Source organism: Microbacterium sp. MYb54 (assembly GCF_002979515.1).
GTDB lineage: Bacteria > Actinomycetota > Actinomycetes > Actinomycetales > Microbacteriaceae > Microbacterium.
In genome coordinates this window covers 25,587-39,548 of record NZ_PCPA01000030.1, presented here as the reverse complement: position 1 = coordinate 39,548, position 13,962 = coordinate 25,587, and the positions used below count along the sequence as shown (strand labels likewise).

Here is a 13,962-nt window from a genome sequence, read left to right as displayed (position 1 = left end):
CGACCCCCACGAACCCGACTCCCACGAAACCCACTTCCACGAACCCGACCCCCACCGCCTCGGAGGCATCATGACCACCTACACCCTGCCGACGACGGCATCCCGCCCGACGACCGCCCCGAAGACGGCATACATCATCACGTCCGGCGACCTGCGCGAGTCGGCGAACGTCGCAGGCTGGCCGACGCAGGTCGAGCTGGAGCACGGCGTCACGGGAGTGCTGAACGCACTCGGGTGGGAGGTCATCCGTCCGTTCGGTGTCGACCCCGAGACCGGGCACGGCTTCATCTCCAGTCAGCGCATGGGTCTCGAGGTGTTCAAGAGCATCCCCGTCGATGCGCCGCTGGTCGTCGCGATCGCCAACTGGCAGTACTCCCACCACGTGCTCGCCGGCCTCCGTTCGCACGAGGGGCCGATCCTCACCGTCGCGAACTTCGCGGGGGACTGGCCCGGGCTCGTCGGGCTCCTCGGCCTGAACGCGGGGCTGACCAAGATGGACAAGCCCTACGCCACCACCTGGTCGGTCGACTTCACCGACGAGTGGTTCACCGACGGCATCAAGGAGTGGACCGAGACCGGCGCCATCACCCACGACGCCTCGCACGTGCGGGCGCTGCCCGAGCTGCCGGACAGTCCCGAGAAGCAGCTGGGTGAGGCCCTCGCCGCAGAACTGCTCGCCGAGAAGGCCATCATCGGCGTCTTCGACGAGGGCTGCATGGGCATGTACAACGCGATCTTCGACGACGAGCTGCTCAACCAGACCGGCATCTACAAGGAGCGCCTGTCGCAGTCGGCCCTGTATGCCGAGATGCTCGAAGTCACCGATGGCGAAGCGGATGCCGCCTACGACTGGCTGATCGACGCGGGCATGACCTTCCGGTACGGCGAGGATGCCGTCACCGAGCTCACGCGCGAGCAGGTGCAGTGGCAGTTGAAGATGTACATCGCCGCTCTCCGCATCGCCGACGACTTCGGGCTCGACGCCGTGGGAATCCAGTACCAGCAGGGGCTGAAGGACCTGGTGCCGGCATCCGACCTGGCCGAGGGGATCCTGAACTCCACCGAGCGCCCGCCGGTCACCTCGCGCGACGGCTCTCGCGTCCTGCACGAGGGTCGGGCCTTCCCGCACTTCAACGAGGCGGATGAGGGCGTCGCCGTCGACGCGCTCGTGACCGATCGGGTGTGGCGTGCGATGGGCCTCGTGCCCGACAACACCCTGCACGACGTGCGCTGGGGGCAAGACTTCGACGGAGAGTTCGTCTGGGTCTATGAGATCTCGGGCTCCGTGCCGGCCTCGCATCTGGGCGGGTGGGAGCACGCCGAGGGATGGCGGCAGGGCCACGTGTTCTTCCCCGCGGGCGGCGCGACGATCAACGGCGTCTCGAAGCCCGGCGAGATCGTGCTCTCGCGCGTCTTCATCGCAGAGGGCATCCTGCAGGCCGACATCTTCCGTGCCTCGGTCGTCGAGCTGCCGACGGAGGAGACCCAGCGCCGCAAGGACGCCACCAACCCGGAGTGGCCGATCGCCCACGTGGTGCTGCACGGAGTCTCGCGCGATCAGTTCATGGCCCGCCACAAAGCCAACCATGCACAGCTGGTCTACGCCCCGGATGCCGAGACGGCCGACAAGGCCCTGATTGCGAAGGCTGCGATGTTCGCCGGAATGGGCATCAAGGTCAACCTGGTGGGAGATGTGACGGTCTGATCGGCCCGTGAGAGCTACTGCGACCGCCAGAAGCGCACGGCGAGGTTCGTCAGCTCTTTGTCGAGGTCGTCGACTTTGGACTCGATGCGCCCCAGTCGTGCGTCCACGCCATCGATGCGCGCCGAGAGGGTGCCGTCGATGCGACCTATCTCGGCGCGGATGATGCGGCTCAGTTGCGTCGTCATGAGCGTCATGCCGCCGAGCATCACTGCGGCGAACACGCCGATCAGCGTCCATACCTGTGGGTCGGTCAATCGCATGCCTCCAGTGTGAGTCCGGGCGTCCAACTTGTCACGGTATTCCGGTGGCCCTGAGCCAGCAGCCCAGTAGTTGTGGGTAGGGCGCTATCCGAGGCCTCGGTGCAGGAGGAGAATCACCTGCTTCATCGACTTCTTCACCTCCGTCCACTTAAGCGATATAGTCAGCCGCAGGTCGCATCGAAGCGGCCTGATCTCGATATCGATGATGAAGGAGACGATCAGCCATGACTCAGTCGCACATCAGGATTCACCGGTTCCGAAAGGGTCTCGCGGCACTCGCGGGCTTGGCGGTCGCAGTGGTCGGTGCCGCCGCGGCCTCGCCTGCCGTCGCCGAGAGTTCGGCAGTCGACCCGCAGGTGGTGGCATACGTCGAGGTCAACTCGAACGATTTAGCCAATGTCGCCGACTACACCCTGGCTGATTCGGGGAAACCGGCCGTCGACATGGCGATCATCTTCGCCGCCAACATCAACTACGACGGCGAGAAGGCCTATCTGCACTTCAACGACCGCGTCACCGCGACGCTCGACGACGCAGAGAACCAGATCCGCCCCGTGCAGGAACGCGGCACCAAGGTGCTTCTCTCGGTGCTCGGCAACCACCAGGGGGCGGGGTTCGCGAACTTCTCCTCGTACGAAGACGCCGATGCGTTCGCCGCGCAGCTCGCCGACGCGGTGACGACCTACGGGCTCGACGGCATCGACTTCGATGACGAGTACGTGCAGTACGGCGCCAACGGCACTCCGCAGCCCAATGCGGAGTCATTCGGGTGGTTGGCCATGGCGCTCCGCGACCGCCTCGGGCCCGACAAGATCATCAGCCTGTACGCGATCGGCGAGACGTACACCGTGACCGACTTCAGCCAGTTCGACGTCGCCGGGGTGATCGATTACGCCTGGAACCCGTACTACCCGACGTACAACGCGCCGACGATTCCGGGCTTCGGCGACAAGAGCCGACTCGGAGCAGCGGCGGTCGACCTCGCGAACGTGAGCGCGTCGACGGCGACGGACTTCGCCCAGCGCACAGTGGCTGACGGCTACGGCGTGTACGTGGCGTACAACCTCACCGGCACGGATCAGTCGCAGCTCCTCTCCGGAATCACTCAGGAGCTCAAGGGGGAGGCGACGGAGTACAAGGCAGCACCGTGACCTGGCGAAAACCCTGATCAGTCCTGTGGGTTGATCAGTCCAGGTCGAACACTTCGACCTGACGGATCGTGACCTCGGCCTCCGCGCGCACGCGGATCGCCGAGGTCACGATCCGCGTGGTCAGGGTGAACGGCGTCGTGCGGTCGGGAAGCAGCTCTTCCTGATGCGTCGTCGTCACGGGAGTCCAGCTCGCGTCCGCTCCCAGCACCTCCCAGCGCAGGGCTGTCGAGAGCGACGAACCCGTCGTGGTCACGCTGAGATCACTGATGCCGCGAGCTTCGGGGAACCGCCACCCGACCCATTCCCCCTGGTGCAGGATGGTGCCGGCATGCCCCGCCGGCGCTCCGTCGTCGAAAACCCGGTCGGGGTGGGCGACCGCAGCGGAGAAGATGGGGTCACCCCCGGTCGAGGTCAGGTCTGCGCGCCAGGGCTCGGTCGCACCGCGCGCTGAGGGGTCGGGGGCCTCGCTCGTGAGGGGCGCACCCGTCTCGAGCGAGGAAGCCGGATCGACACCGAACACCAGATCGAGCACGGCGTCGCCGACCAGCGCATCGATCGGCAGGTCAGCCGAGGGCAGAAGCGCCCCGTCGATTCGTGCCTCTTGCAGCACATGAGCCGATGGCCCTGTTCGCCGGGATCGGATGCGCAGCGTCGAGCCGTCGCCGCGATCCACGCGGATGTCGTCGAAGAGCGGCGAACCGATCCGCAGTCGACCCGAGGCGAGCTCCAGCGGGTACAGTCCGAGCGCGGCCCACAGCCACCACGCGCTCATCTCGCCGTTGTCCTCGTCGCCGGGGAATCCCTGGCCGATGTGGGCTCCGGCGAACAGCCGCCCGGCGAGGTCGTGCACGATCCCCGCCGACTGCCACGGGCGATCGCTGAACGCGTACATGAAGGGGATGTGGTGCGCGGGCTGGTTCGAGATCGCGCACATCCCGGAACGGAGCGCCCTCGCCTCGCGCTGTTCATGGATGACGGTGCCGTACGCGCCGCCGAACCGCTCGTCGGCGGTCTCCGGCTCCGCGAACAGGGCGTCGAGGTGTCGTCCGAGACCGACGGGGCCCCCGAAGAGGTCGGCGAGCCCCGTACCGTCGTGCACCGCGCCGACCGACATGCCCCAGGCGTTCGTCTCGACGTTGTCTCCGCCCCACGACCGCGGATCGAATCCGGTTGCGAAGGTGCCGAGATCGTCCCGGCCCCGGAAGAACCCCGTGTCGTCGTCGAACAGCGTGCGATACGACCGTGCTCGATTCGCGAAGTACCTGGCGAAGGATCGATAGCGTGCGGGATCGGATTCGGCTGCGGGCGTCGATGCGGATTCGGCCGCGAGCTGCGCGGCGAAGCGACCGAGTGCGGCATCGCTCACCGCGTTCTCGATGCTCCAGCTCATGCCCTCCGGCACGTCTGAGGAGATGTACCCGGTGAATCGGCCCCTCACGATGCCCTTGCGGCCGCGGCGCGCATCGGGCCCTGGCTCGCAGGCGTTCCGCCATCCGCTCTCGAACGCGGTGACGTGGTCGAATCCCACGCCCCAACGCGCAGCATCGGCGAAGATCTGGTCGCTCGAGGTGCCGACCATGCTGTCGACGTACCCCGGGGCGCTCCACCTCGCCATCCAGCCCCCGCGGCGATACTGCTCGAGCTGCCCGTCGAGGAGCCGCCCGGCGAGGGCGGGGTCGAGCAGCGCGAGTGCCGGCCACTCGGTGCGATACGTGTCCCAGTAGCCGTTGTTCACGACGAGCTCGCCATCGGCAGCTGGTGTGTCCTCACCGGGGGGACGTCGCGCGGCGAACACGTCGGCGAATCGCCAGAGGGGCGCCGCTGCCGTCCCGACGTTCTCGGCGGCGCTGTTGGGGTAGAGGTGCATGCGGTGCAGAGCGGCCGCGATCCGGGATCGATGCTCCTCATCGGCGAGTGCACGATAGGGGATCTCCGCCGCGGGCAGGGCGGGGACCGACACCCGTCCCAGCAGCCGATTCCAGGATGCGGCGGCGTCGTCGCGCAGCTCCTCGTAGGCGATCGACGGGGGTGCCTCGGTCTCCAGGGCGTGCCGTGCCTGCTCCACCGACAGGAAGGAGATGCCGATCCGCACCTCGAGCGATCCCCATCCGGCGACGTAGCCCGCGACCTCGCTGCGTCCGTCGTCATCGAGCGGGCCGTGCTCGGGAGCCCGCCCGGCTCCCTGCGCGTCGTCCCCGGCAGGCTGGATGGCGCCCGCGAAGAAGCAGCGAGGAGCGTTGCCCCAATCCTCGGGGCCCTCCGGGATCCATCCCTCGAAGCCTCCGGCCTCGGTCCAGACGAGACTCCCCTCGTCGGTGAGCTGGTCGATGACGAAGCCGACCGAAGCGTCGGGATCCGCGCTGCGGACGCGGAACGCGGCACCGTGCGCAGTCGCCGTCATCTCGACCTGCAGGCCGTCGCCGAGCTCGGCTGCATACTCGTGCGGACGCGCCTGTTCGGAGCCGGGAGTGATCCAGCGCCGGCGACCTGCGCGCCGCGAAGTGGGTGTGCCCAGGAACGGCATCAGCTGCAGCACCGAGCGATCGCCGATCCAGGGGCTGGGCTGGTGGGAGAACTGGAGGGCTTCGAGTCGTCGCCCCTGCGGATCGTCGTGCACGAAGGGGCGGTAGGGCCAGCGCGAGTCTTCTGCATCGGTCGCGGGTGTCACGAACGTGAATCCGTGCGGCACGGCGACGGCCGGGATGGTGTTGCCGCGAGAGAACCGTGGACCTGAGTGCGAGCCGCGGCGGGTGTCGACACGTTCGACGGGCGGGAGGTCGGGGGCGGGGGGCCGCTCCTCGACCACGAGCTGCACGAACCCGGTGCACCGCGGAGGAAGGTCCGCAGCGGTGGAGAGCGATGCGGTTCCGAGGAGCGATGCGGTGCCGAGCACGATCTCGACCGTGCCGCTGCGGTGCGCGAAGGGCGCGAGCGAGACGGTGTCGGCGTTCCACTGCTCGGGCATGCTCCAGCGGGCGTCGAACTGCGCCTGCGCCGTGACCGGGAAGTCGTAGCGGTCGCGCACGGCCGACGTCTCGCTCAGCCGCGTGCCGTCCGCGAAGCGCACATCGACCGTCACCGCGAGGGCGGCATGCGGTGCCAGGGTCGCGGCCGGTCCGTCGGCATAGAACGCCCAGTGCAGCACGGTGTCAGGGGAGATCTCGAGGTCGGCGAGCCCCGGCATGTCGATCCGCTGCTCGCCGGCGGAGGGGTCGAACGCGAAGGCGTGCACCGCGCCGGGCAGCACGCCCGCTCGGGAACGGGACGACGGAGGATCGGCCGGCCCGTCCGCCGGCGTGAGATGTACGGCGCTCACCCCTTGATCGCGCCCTCCTGCACGCCCTTGAAGAAGAACCGCTGCGTGAAGGAGAACATGATGACGATCGGCACGAGGGCGATCATGGTGCCCGCCGCGATCAGGCGCGGGTCGACGGAGAAGCTGCTGTTGAGGTAGGCCATTCCCACCGTGAGCGTGTACTTCGACGGGTCGGACAACACGATGAGCGGCCACAGGTAGTCGTCCCAGGCGCCGATGAACGCGAAGATCGCGACCACCGAGACCATGCCGCGGATGTTCGGCCAGACGATGTGGCGGATGCGCTGCCAGGTCGTCGCACCGTCGACGGTCGCGGCATCCAGCACGTCCTTCGGGATCATGCGGCACGCGGTGGCGATCAGCAGCACGTTCATCGCACTGATCGCGCCCGGGAGGAAGACGCCCCAGAGAGTGTCGGCCAGCCCCAGAGCGCGGATCGTGAGGAAGTTGCTCGTCACCGTGACCTCTCCGGGGAAGAGCAGCGTCGAGAGGAGGATCGCCATCACGATCCACTTGCCGCGGAACCTCATGCAGCCCAGTGCGTAGCCGGCGAAGGTCGCCAGCACGACGTTGCTGATGACCGTGCCGACGGACACGAGCAACGAGTGCCAGGCGTAGAGGTACACCGGCACCACGTCGGCGACCCTGCTGTAGTTCTGCAGCGTCGGCTCCCGCGGGATGAGCTCGGGCGGGAAGGAGTAGATGTTCTCCTGGGCTCCCTTGAAGGACGTCGACAGCTGCCAGATGAACGGGCCGATGACGATGACGAGGACGAAGAGGAGGAGGGCGTATCGACCGATCAGCCCGCCCAGGGTCGGCTTGCTGAAATCACCGGAACCGCGGTGGCGGAAGATGCGTTCGCGCGCCGGGCGCGCGGGAGCAGCATCGGCGGCACGACCTTCGTCCTCGGTGCGGGGTGGCGTGAGAACGCTCATGCGGTGACCTTCGCCTTCTTCTCGCGATTCATGACGGCGATCGCGACGAGCGGGATGAGGGTGAGCAGGAACAGCGCCACGCTGATGGCGGACGCGTATCCGATGTTCCCGTTGAGGCCGGAGCCCACCTGGCGGATCAGCATCACGAGCGACATGTCGTATCCGCCCGGTCCGCCCGTGCTCTTGGAGAGCACGTCGAGCTCGGCGAACACCCTCATGGCGGACACGGCTATGAGCACCGAGATGAGGAGCATCGCGCCGCGCACCGAGGGGATCGTCACGGAGAGGAAGCGGCGGAAGGAGCCGGCGCCGTCGAGCATCGCGGCCTCGTGCAGCTCCTTGCCGACGTTCCCGAGCGCCGCGAGATACACGACCATGTAGTAGCCGAGCCCCTTCCAGACCGTGAGCAGGATGGCACAGCCGAGCAGCAGCCAGCGGTCGACGAGGAACGCCATCGGCTTGTCGATCAGCCCGAGGAACTCGAGCGTCTGATTGATGATGCCTCGGCTGTCGAAGAGCCACGTCCAGATGAGCGCGACAACGACCACCGAGGCGATCACGGGGAAGTAGAACGTGGTGCGGAAGAACGAGATGCCCGGCAGCTTCTTCTGCACGAGCAGTGCCAGCAGCAGCGGGAGGATCGTGAGCAACGGCACGCACACGACCACGTAGATGAGGCAGGTCGTCAGGGCGTTCCAGAACATCTCGTCGCCGAACATGCGCTCGTAGTTCGCTCCACCCACGAACTCGGGCGTCCGCAGCGGCTTGGCGTCGGTGAAGCTGAGGAAGACCGTGTTCAGGAACGGCCAGAGCGCGAACACCAGCACCCAGGCGACGGCGGGCCCGAGGAGCAGCCAGGGGGTGAACCACCTGTGGGATCTCATCGTCTTCCGGCCGGCCCGGATGCCGGTGTTCGCGCGCATGGCTTACTTGTCCACGCGGTTGGCGTTGGCGTACTCGACGATCTTGTCGAGCTGGGCCTTCGAATCCGCTTCACCGTTGACCGCGAGAGCGATCTGCTGGGTCATGTATGTGGCCATGTCGGAGGTCCACTGGAAGGGCAGCGCCTTGGCGTCCTTCATCGCGCCGAAGACCGTGTCGATCGCGGAGAGCTGCTTCTGGTCGGTGACCGTGGAGGCGATGCTGTCGACGACCTCGTCGCCGCCGTCGATCGTGCCGGGCGCGGTGCCGACGGCGAGGGACGAGAAGGCCACCTGGTTCTCCTGGTTCGTCGCGAACTCCGCGAACGCCAGCGCGGCCTCCTTGTTGTCGGAGTCGGCCGAGACGTTGAGTCCCTGCACGTAGAGAGGCGCGATACCGAGCCGTGACGTCGCGACCGTGTTCTCCAGGAGTGCGGGTGCATCCTTCTGCAGGTCGGTCGTGAAGCCGGTGCCGCCGGTCGTGAAGGCGACCTTCTCCTGGATGTACGCTTCCGCGTTTCCGCCGTAGTCGCCGGTCAGGGCCTCGGCGGGCATCGCACCCGCCGCGTACGCGTCGGCGTACTTGTCGATGATCGCGGCGGCTTCGTCGGTGTTGAAGTCGAATTCGCCCTTGTCGTTGATGACCTCCATGCCGGCGGCCGTGAACGTGTCGAGGGCCGGGATCGAGGAGAGGAGCTGCACCTTGCCGCCGGACTCCGTGGCCACGTCCTCGGCGAGGGTGAGCAGCTCGTCGACCGTGGTCGGGAGGTTCGCCTCGGTGACGCCGAAGGGGGCGAGCTGGGCGAGGTTCCACCACGATGCGTCGCTGGAGAGGTACCACGGCAGGCCGTAGGTGCCCTCCAGGCCCGGGTACTCGCTGTAGGCGTCCCAAGCGCCGGTGTTGTAGGCGGACTTCAAGTCGGGGTCGGCCGTGTCCAGGTCGACCAGCTTGCCTGCGGCGACCAGCGGGTAGGCGATGTCGGGCGGCAGGTTCAGCACGTCCGGGAGGGTGTCGGCGTTCGCCTGGCTCAGGATCTTCTCCTGGTAGCCGTCTCCGGGCTGGTCGAGCCACTCGACCTTGACGTCGGGGTGCTCCTTCTCGAACGCGTCGATGAGGTCTTCGAAGTAGGGGGTGAACTTCTCGTTCTTGAGCGACCACGTCTGGAACTGGATCGTGCCGCTGAGTTCGCCCGACGTGTCGATGGGGCCGGAAGCGCCGGAGGATCCCCCGCCTCCCGTGCAACTCGTCAGCGCCAGAACGCCGATGCTGAATGCTGCCAGAGCGACAATGCGTGTGGGAACTTTCATCGTGCTTCTTCCTCGAGGCGGGCGAATCCGCGTGATGTCCGGATCAGAGGACTACAACGCTTTAGCAGATGAAACCATTCGATTCCGTCGCTGTCAAGACGCCCGGCCGCTGGCATACTGCCTTGGTGCACGCGGGAGTGCGTCGTCTGTTGCTCAAGCGTTATAGTGGTCCAGATCCGCCCTCGCCGGAGGGCACGTCCGAAAGGTCTGACACATGACGCAGCGCGGCGCCCTCGATGCTCCTCTGAGGTTCGGGGCGAACTACACGCCGTCGAAGAACTGGATGCACTCCTGGCTCGACTTCACCCCCGACGACGTGCGCCGCGACTTCGCGGCTCTCGCGGAACTCGGCCTCGACCACGTCAGAGTGTTCCCGTTGTGGACCGTGCTGCAGCCGAACCGCACGCTCATCCGTGAGAAGGCGATCGAAGACGTCCGCGCCGTCGTCGACATCGCCGGCGAGTTCGGGATGGACGCCAGCATCGACGTGGTCCAGGGGCATCTGTCGAGCTTCGACTTCGTTCCCTCGTGGCTCTACACCTGGCACGACAAGAACATGTTCACCGACCCGCGGGCGCTCGAGGGTCAGGTCGCACTCGTCGACCGGCTCGGGCGGGCTCTGGGCGAGGCGCCGAACTTCCTCGGCCTCACGCTCGGCAACGAGACGAACCAGTTCTCCGCGCACACGCACCCCTCGCCGTGGCCGGTCACCCAGGACGAGGCCGGCGGCTGGATCTCGGCCCTGCTGGCGGCGGCGGAGGCAGCGGCCCCCGGGGTCCCGCACGTCCACAGCGAGTACGACGCGGTCTGGTACATGGACGGCCACGGCTTCACGCCGGCCCACGCGTCGCGACTCGGCGCCATGACCACGATCCACTCCTGGATCTTCAACGGCACCGCCCAGCGCTACGGCGGCCGCTCCGTCGCCTCCGATCGTCACGCCGAGTACCTGATCGAACTCTCCCGCGCCTTCGCGACCGACCCCGACCGCGTGGTGTGGCTGCAGGAGGTCGGCGCCCCGTCGAACTGCCTGACCGACGACGAGATGCCGGGCTTCCTCGAGGCGACCGTGCGCTCGGCCGTGCGCACCGAGAACCTCTGGGGCATCACCTGGTGGTGCTCGCACGATGTGAGCCGCGACCTCGGTGATTTCCCCGAACTGGAGTACACCCTCGGGTTGATCGGTCAGGACGGCGCGGCCAAGCCCATCGGTCGGCGTCTGGCCGAGCTCATCCCCGAACTGCGACAGCGCACCGCGCCTCCGGCGAGGGACACGGCGATCGTGGTGGATGTCGACGAGCGCGAGGTGCCGGTGAGCCGGGCCGCGCTGAGCCCGGGCGGTGCGGTGTTCCAGGCCTGGGTCGACGCCTGCGCCGCAGGCCTCGATCCCACCCTCGTCACGTCGCGCGACGCGCTCGACCCGGTCGCGCTCGACGCGCGTGGCATCCGTCGTCTCATCCGTCCTGACGTGTCGGCCGATGTCGTCGACCGCTACGGCTCGGTCAACACCGTCGTCCAGGGCTGACAGCCGGCTGCTCGACCGCCATGGCCCACGCGCAGCCGGGGTGGGCGAGAACCGATCAGACCGTGCGCGCGGGCGGCGCGGTGCTCTCGCGAGCGGTGAGCACGGGGGTCGGACCCTCGACGCTCGGCAGGTTCGCTCCCGCCTCGATCTGCTGCAGGAGGAGAGTGGCGGCCCGCTCGCCGAGCTCGAAGGTGTCGCGCGTCATCGCCGTGATCGACGGGTTGATGAGACCTGCGATGACCGAGTCGTCGAACGAGGCGAGCGAGACATCGCGAGGAACGGCGCGGCCCATCTCCTGGGCGACGCGGAGACCCGCGACCGCCATCACATCGTTGTCGTAGACGATCGCCGTCGGATGTTGCCTGCCCGACAGCAGCGCCCGGGTGACGGCGGAGGCGCGCGCCGGCGAGAAGTCGGTCGTGATGACCTCGCCCTCGAGCCCGTCGGCGGTCATCCGCTCGAGCACCTCGGCGCGCAGCCGCGTGTGCTCGAGCTCGGCGGGGCCGGCGACATAGGCGATGCGGGCGTGGCCGAGGGCCGTGAGGTAGGAGAACAGGGTGTCGGCGACCGTGTCGTCGCCGATCCAGACGCTGGGCACTGAGCCTTCCGGGGACGGCTCGGAGCCGATCATGACGGCCCGCGCGTCGAGAGCTTCGATGCGCCCGACGCGGGGGTCGTCGTCGCGGGGGTCGATGAAGATGAAGCCGTCGACCTGGTTGGAGGAGCGCCATTGCCGGTGCACCTCCATCTCTTCTGCGATGTCGGCGACCAGACGCAGCTGCAGGCTCACCTTGCTCTCCGACAGGCGGGATTCGATCCCGGCGATGAGGTCGGTGAAGAAGGCCTCGGAGCCGAGGGATCGGGCGGGCCGGGCGAGTGCGAACCCGACCGTGTTGGCGCGCGCTCCCACCAGCGCACGCGCTGCCGAGCTCGGCTGCCAGCCGTTCTCGTCGACGATCGCGAGGATGCGCTGTCTCGTCTCGTCGCTCACGCCGGGGCGGCCGTTCAACGCGAAGGAGACGGCGCCGGGGGAGACCCCCGCCATGCGTGCGATATCGGCGATCGTGACACGTTTCGCCGGGCTCATAGTCACTCACCCTACTTGATCGGTTTAGCCTCGGGAAAAGATGTGCAGGCGTGCTCTAGACTCTTCCACTAGATCGCTTTAGTACAACAGATAGCATCGGTCGCAGCGCACCACCTGCAGACCCTGAACCAGCACTCACTGTCTGAACCAGCACTCACTGTCGAGCCGGAGACCCACCCATGCATGACGACACGTCGCTCACCGAGGTGGGCACTCGCCTGCACCCGGTCAGCGGCGAGGAGATCGCGCGATGGTTGGCGATCCCGCAGCCGACGACCCTCGCGCTCGGGGTCGGCGTCTGGCGCCCGTCATCTGTGCAGGTCATCGCCGAGGAGCCCGAATACGCGCGCGAGGCGGAACGGCTGTCGGGTGAGCTCGCAGCCCTCGGCATCCCGAGCGGCGGGGCCGCAGTCGTTCGGCTGCGGCGCGGCGACAGCGACGGCGACAGGGACCGTGACGACGACAGGGAGTCGTTCGAGATCGAGGTCGACACCGACATCGATGTGCGGGCGCGCAGTGCCGCCGGAGCGTTCCGGGCGACGCGACAGCTGCTGCACAACCTGCGCGCGCAGGGCGGTGTGCCGAGGGGTCGGGTGTCATCGGCTCCCACGGTGGCGGAACGGGGCTTCCACCTCGACGCCGCCCGCCGCTACTTTCCCGCCTCGTGGATCATCGACCTGCTGCACGCGCTCGCCGACGTCGGGATCACGACGTTCCAATGGCACGTCTCCGACGACGAGGGGTTCCGGATCGGGTCGACGGCTTTCCCCGAGATCGTCTCCTCCGAGCACGTCACCCGCGCGGAGGCGGTGGCCGTGGCGGATGCAGCCGCCGATCTGCACATCGACCTCGTGCCCTCGCTCGACATGCCGGGGCACCTCCGCCACGCGCTCTCCGCGCACCCGGCGTATCGGCTGCCGGCAGAGGGTGGACCATCCACCGACCACGCGCTCGACATCACCAGTGCCGAGGCCTGCGAGTTCGCGCTGGCGCTGATCGACGACGTCGCGGCTGTGTTCCCGCGCAGCACGAACTGGCACCTCGGCGGAGACGAGTTCGTCGACTTCGCCCGCATCGACGAGTACCCCGCGCTTGCAGAGGTGGCACGAGAGCGGTACGGGCCGTCCGGCACGGGCTTCGACCTGCTGACGGGTTTCGTGAACGAGGTCGCCGCGCACCTCCGCGCGAAGGGGCTCGCGCCCCGGGTCTGGAACGACGGGATGCTCCGCAGCGAAGCGGTCGTCCTCGATCAGGACATCGTGCTCACGTGGTGGACGAACTGGCATGCGCAGATGCAGCCGCTCGCTGCTGCCATCGAAGCGGGGAATCCGCTCGTCAACTTCCACGATGCGCTGTTCTACTACGTTCTCGGCGAGAAGGCGGGCTACGTGTATCCGACGAGTGAGCGCATCTGGGAGGCCGACTGGCATCCCGGGCTGTTCCCGTCGCTTCCGGGCGGGGTGCGGCAGGAAATCGTGCCGCCCTATCCGGTGCGGCTCCTCGGAGCGTCGTTCTCGGTCTGGTCCGACGATGCCGCAGCGCAGACACCGGTCGAGGTCGCAGACGGCATTCGTCGACCGCTTCGCGCCATGGCCGAGCGTGCCTGGAACGGAGGGAGTTCGCTCTCGCACGACGACTTCTGCGCGATCGACGCGGCGATCGGTGTTGCGACCGCCGCGTCTCGACCGGCCGGGTAGCGTCGAGCCCGTCGCTGCCGAGCCATCATCATCACGACCGCCACCACCAGCACCGCCA

The 13,962-nt window shown here is 67.9% G+C and carries 10 protein-coding genes; 4 read left to right on the top strand and 6 right to left on the bottom strand.

Annotated features, from left to right (window positions below):
* Nucleotides 1-1,705, top strand: a 1,705-nt coding sequence (locus CQ040_RS19230) for a hypothetical protein (RefSeq protein ID WP_308736972.1), incomplete at its 5' end; no start/stop codon positions are given.
* A 14-nt stretch (nucleotides 1,706-1,719) separates the two neighbouring features.
* Here the strand turns inward: CQ040_RS19230 and CQ040_RS19225 are convergent.
* A complete protein-coding gene (locus tag CQ040_RS19225) occupies nucleotides 1,720-1,965 on the bottom strand; it encodes a hypothetical protein (protein WP_105528371.1) in 246 nt (81 codons plus the stop codon).
* Nucleotides 1,966-2,189: 224 nt separating this feature from the next.
* On the opposite strand from CQ040_RS19225, the gene CQ040_RS19220 reads away from it, so the two are divergent.
* On the top strand, nucleotides 2,190-3,116 hold the full coding sequence (locus CQ040_RS19220; protein ID WP_181157096.1) for an endo-beta-N-acetylglucosaminidase H: 927 nt from the start codon (nucleotides 2,190-2,192) through the stop codon (nucleotides 3,114-3,116).
* Between the two features lie 34 nt (nucleotides 3,117-3,150).
* Here CQ040_RS19220 and CQ040_RS19215 read toward each other — a convergent pair whose 3' ends face one another.
* Genes CQ040_RS19215 through CQ040_RS19200 form a run of 4 tightly spaced genes read right to left on the bottom strand, consistent with a single transcriptional unit; the run spans nucleotide 3,151 to nucleotide 9,595 of the window.
* On the bottom strand, nucleotides 3,151-6,432 hold the full coding sequence (locus tag CQ040_RS19215) for a glycoside hydrolase domain-containing protein (protein ID WP_105528370.1): 3,282 nt from the start codon (nucleotides 6,430-6,432) through the stop codon (nucleotides 3,151-3,153).
* Nucleotides 6,429-7,367: a carbohydrate ABC transporter permease gene (locus CQ040_RS19210; protein ID WP_105528369.1), complete on the bottom strand. Its 939-nt coding sequence runs from the start codon at nucleotides 7,365-7,367 to the stop codon at nucleotides 6,429-6,431. The genes CQ040_RS19215 and CQ040_RS19210 overlap by 4 nt, the downstream gene beginning before the upstream one ends.
* A complete protein-coding gene (locus CQ040_RS19205) occupies nucleotides 7,364-8,290 on the bottom strand; it encodes a carbohydrate ABC transporter permease (RefSeq protein WP_105528368.1) in 927 nt (308 codons plus the stop codon). Before CQ040_RS19205 ends, CQ040_RS19210 begins: the two co-directional genes overlap by 4 nt.
* 3 nt (nucleotides 8,291-8,293) lie before the next feature.
* Nucleotides 8,294-9,595 (bottom strand): ABC transporter substrate-binding protein, encoded by a 1,302-nt coding sequence (locus CQ040_RS19200; RefSeq protein ID WP_105528367.1) that lies wholly within the window; start codon nucleotides 9,593-9,595, stop codon nucleotides 8,294-8,296.
* Between the two features lie 214 nt (nucleotides 9,596-9,809).
* On the opposite strand from CQ040_RS19200, the gene CQ040_RS19195 reads away from it, so the two are divergent.
* Complete coding sequence (locus tag CQ040_RS19195; RefSeq protein WP_105528366.1) at nucleotides 9,810-11,120, top strand: glycosyl hydrolase; 1,311 nt, start codon at nucleotides 9,810-9,812, stop codon at nucleotides 11,118-11,120.
* A gap of 55 nt (nucleotides 11,121-11,175) precedes the next feature.
* Here the strand turns inward: CQ040_RS19195 and CQ040_RS19190 are convergent, their stop codons facing one another.
* Entirely contained in the window at nucleotides 11,176-12,207 is a 1,032-nt protein-coding gene (locus tag CQ040_RS19190; protein ID WP_028500908.1) for a LacI family DNA-binding transcriptional regulator, read from the bottom strand.
* 179 nt (nucleotides 12,208-12,386) lie between these two features.
* On the opposite strand from CQ040_RS19190, the gene CQ040_RS19185 reads away from it, so the two are divergent.
* A complete protein-coding gene (locus CQ040_RS19185) occupies nucleotides 12,387-13,904 on the top strand; it encodes a family 20 glycosylhydrolase (RefSeq protein ID WP_105528365.1) in 1,518 nt (505 codons plus the stop codon).
* Nucleotides 13,905-13,962: the final 58 nt, after the last annotated feature.

Bases quoted from the DNA above. Each gene is read 5' to 3' on its own strand.
- CQ040_RS19225 (WP_105528371.1), bottom strand. From the start codon at position 1,965: ATGCGATTGACCGACCCACAGGTATGGACGCTGATCGGCGTGTTCGCC.
- CQ040_RS19220 (WP_181157096.1), top strand. From the start codon at position 2,190: ATGACTCAGTCGCACATCAGGATTCACCGGTTCCGAAAGGGTCTCGCG.
- CQ040_RS19210 (WP_105528369.1), bottom strand. From the start codon at position 7,367: ATGAGCGTTCTCACGCCACCCCGCACCGAGGACGAAGGTCGTGCCGCC.
- CQ040_RS19205 (WP_105528368.1), bottom strand. From the start codon at position 8,290: ATGCGCGCGAACACCGGCATCCGGGCCGGCCGGAAGACGATGAGATCC.
- CQ040_RS19200 (WP_105528367.1), bottom strand. From the start codon at position 9,595: ATGAAAGTTCCCACACGCATTGTCGCTCTGGCAGCATTCAGCATCGGC.
- CQ040_RS19195 (WP_105528366.1), top strand. From the start codon at position 9,810: ATGACGCAGCGCGGCGCCCTCGATGCTCCTCTGAGGTTCGGGGCGAAC.
- CQ040_RS19190 (WP_028500908.1), bottom strand. From the start codon at position 12,207: ATGAGCCCGGCGAAACGTGTCACGATCGCCGATATCGCACGCATGGCG.
- CQ040_RS19185 (WP_105528365.1), top strand. From the start codon at position 12,387: ATGCATGACGACACGTCGCTCACCGAGGTGGGCACTCGCCTGCACCCG.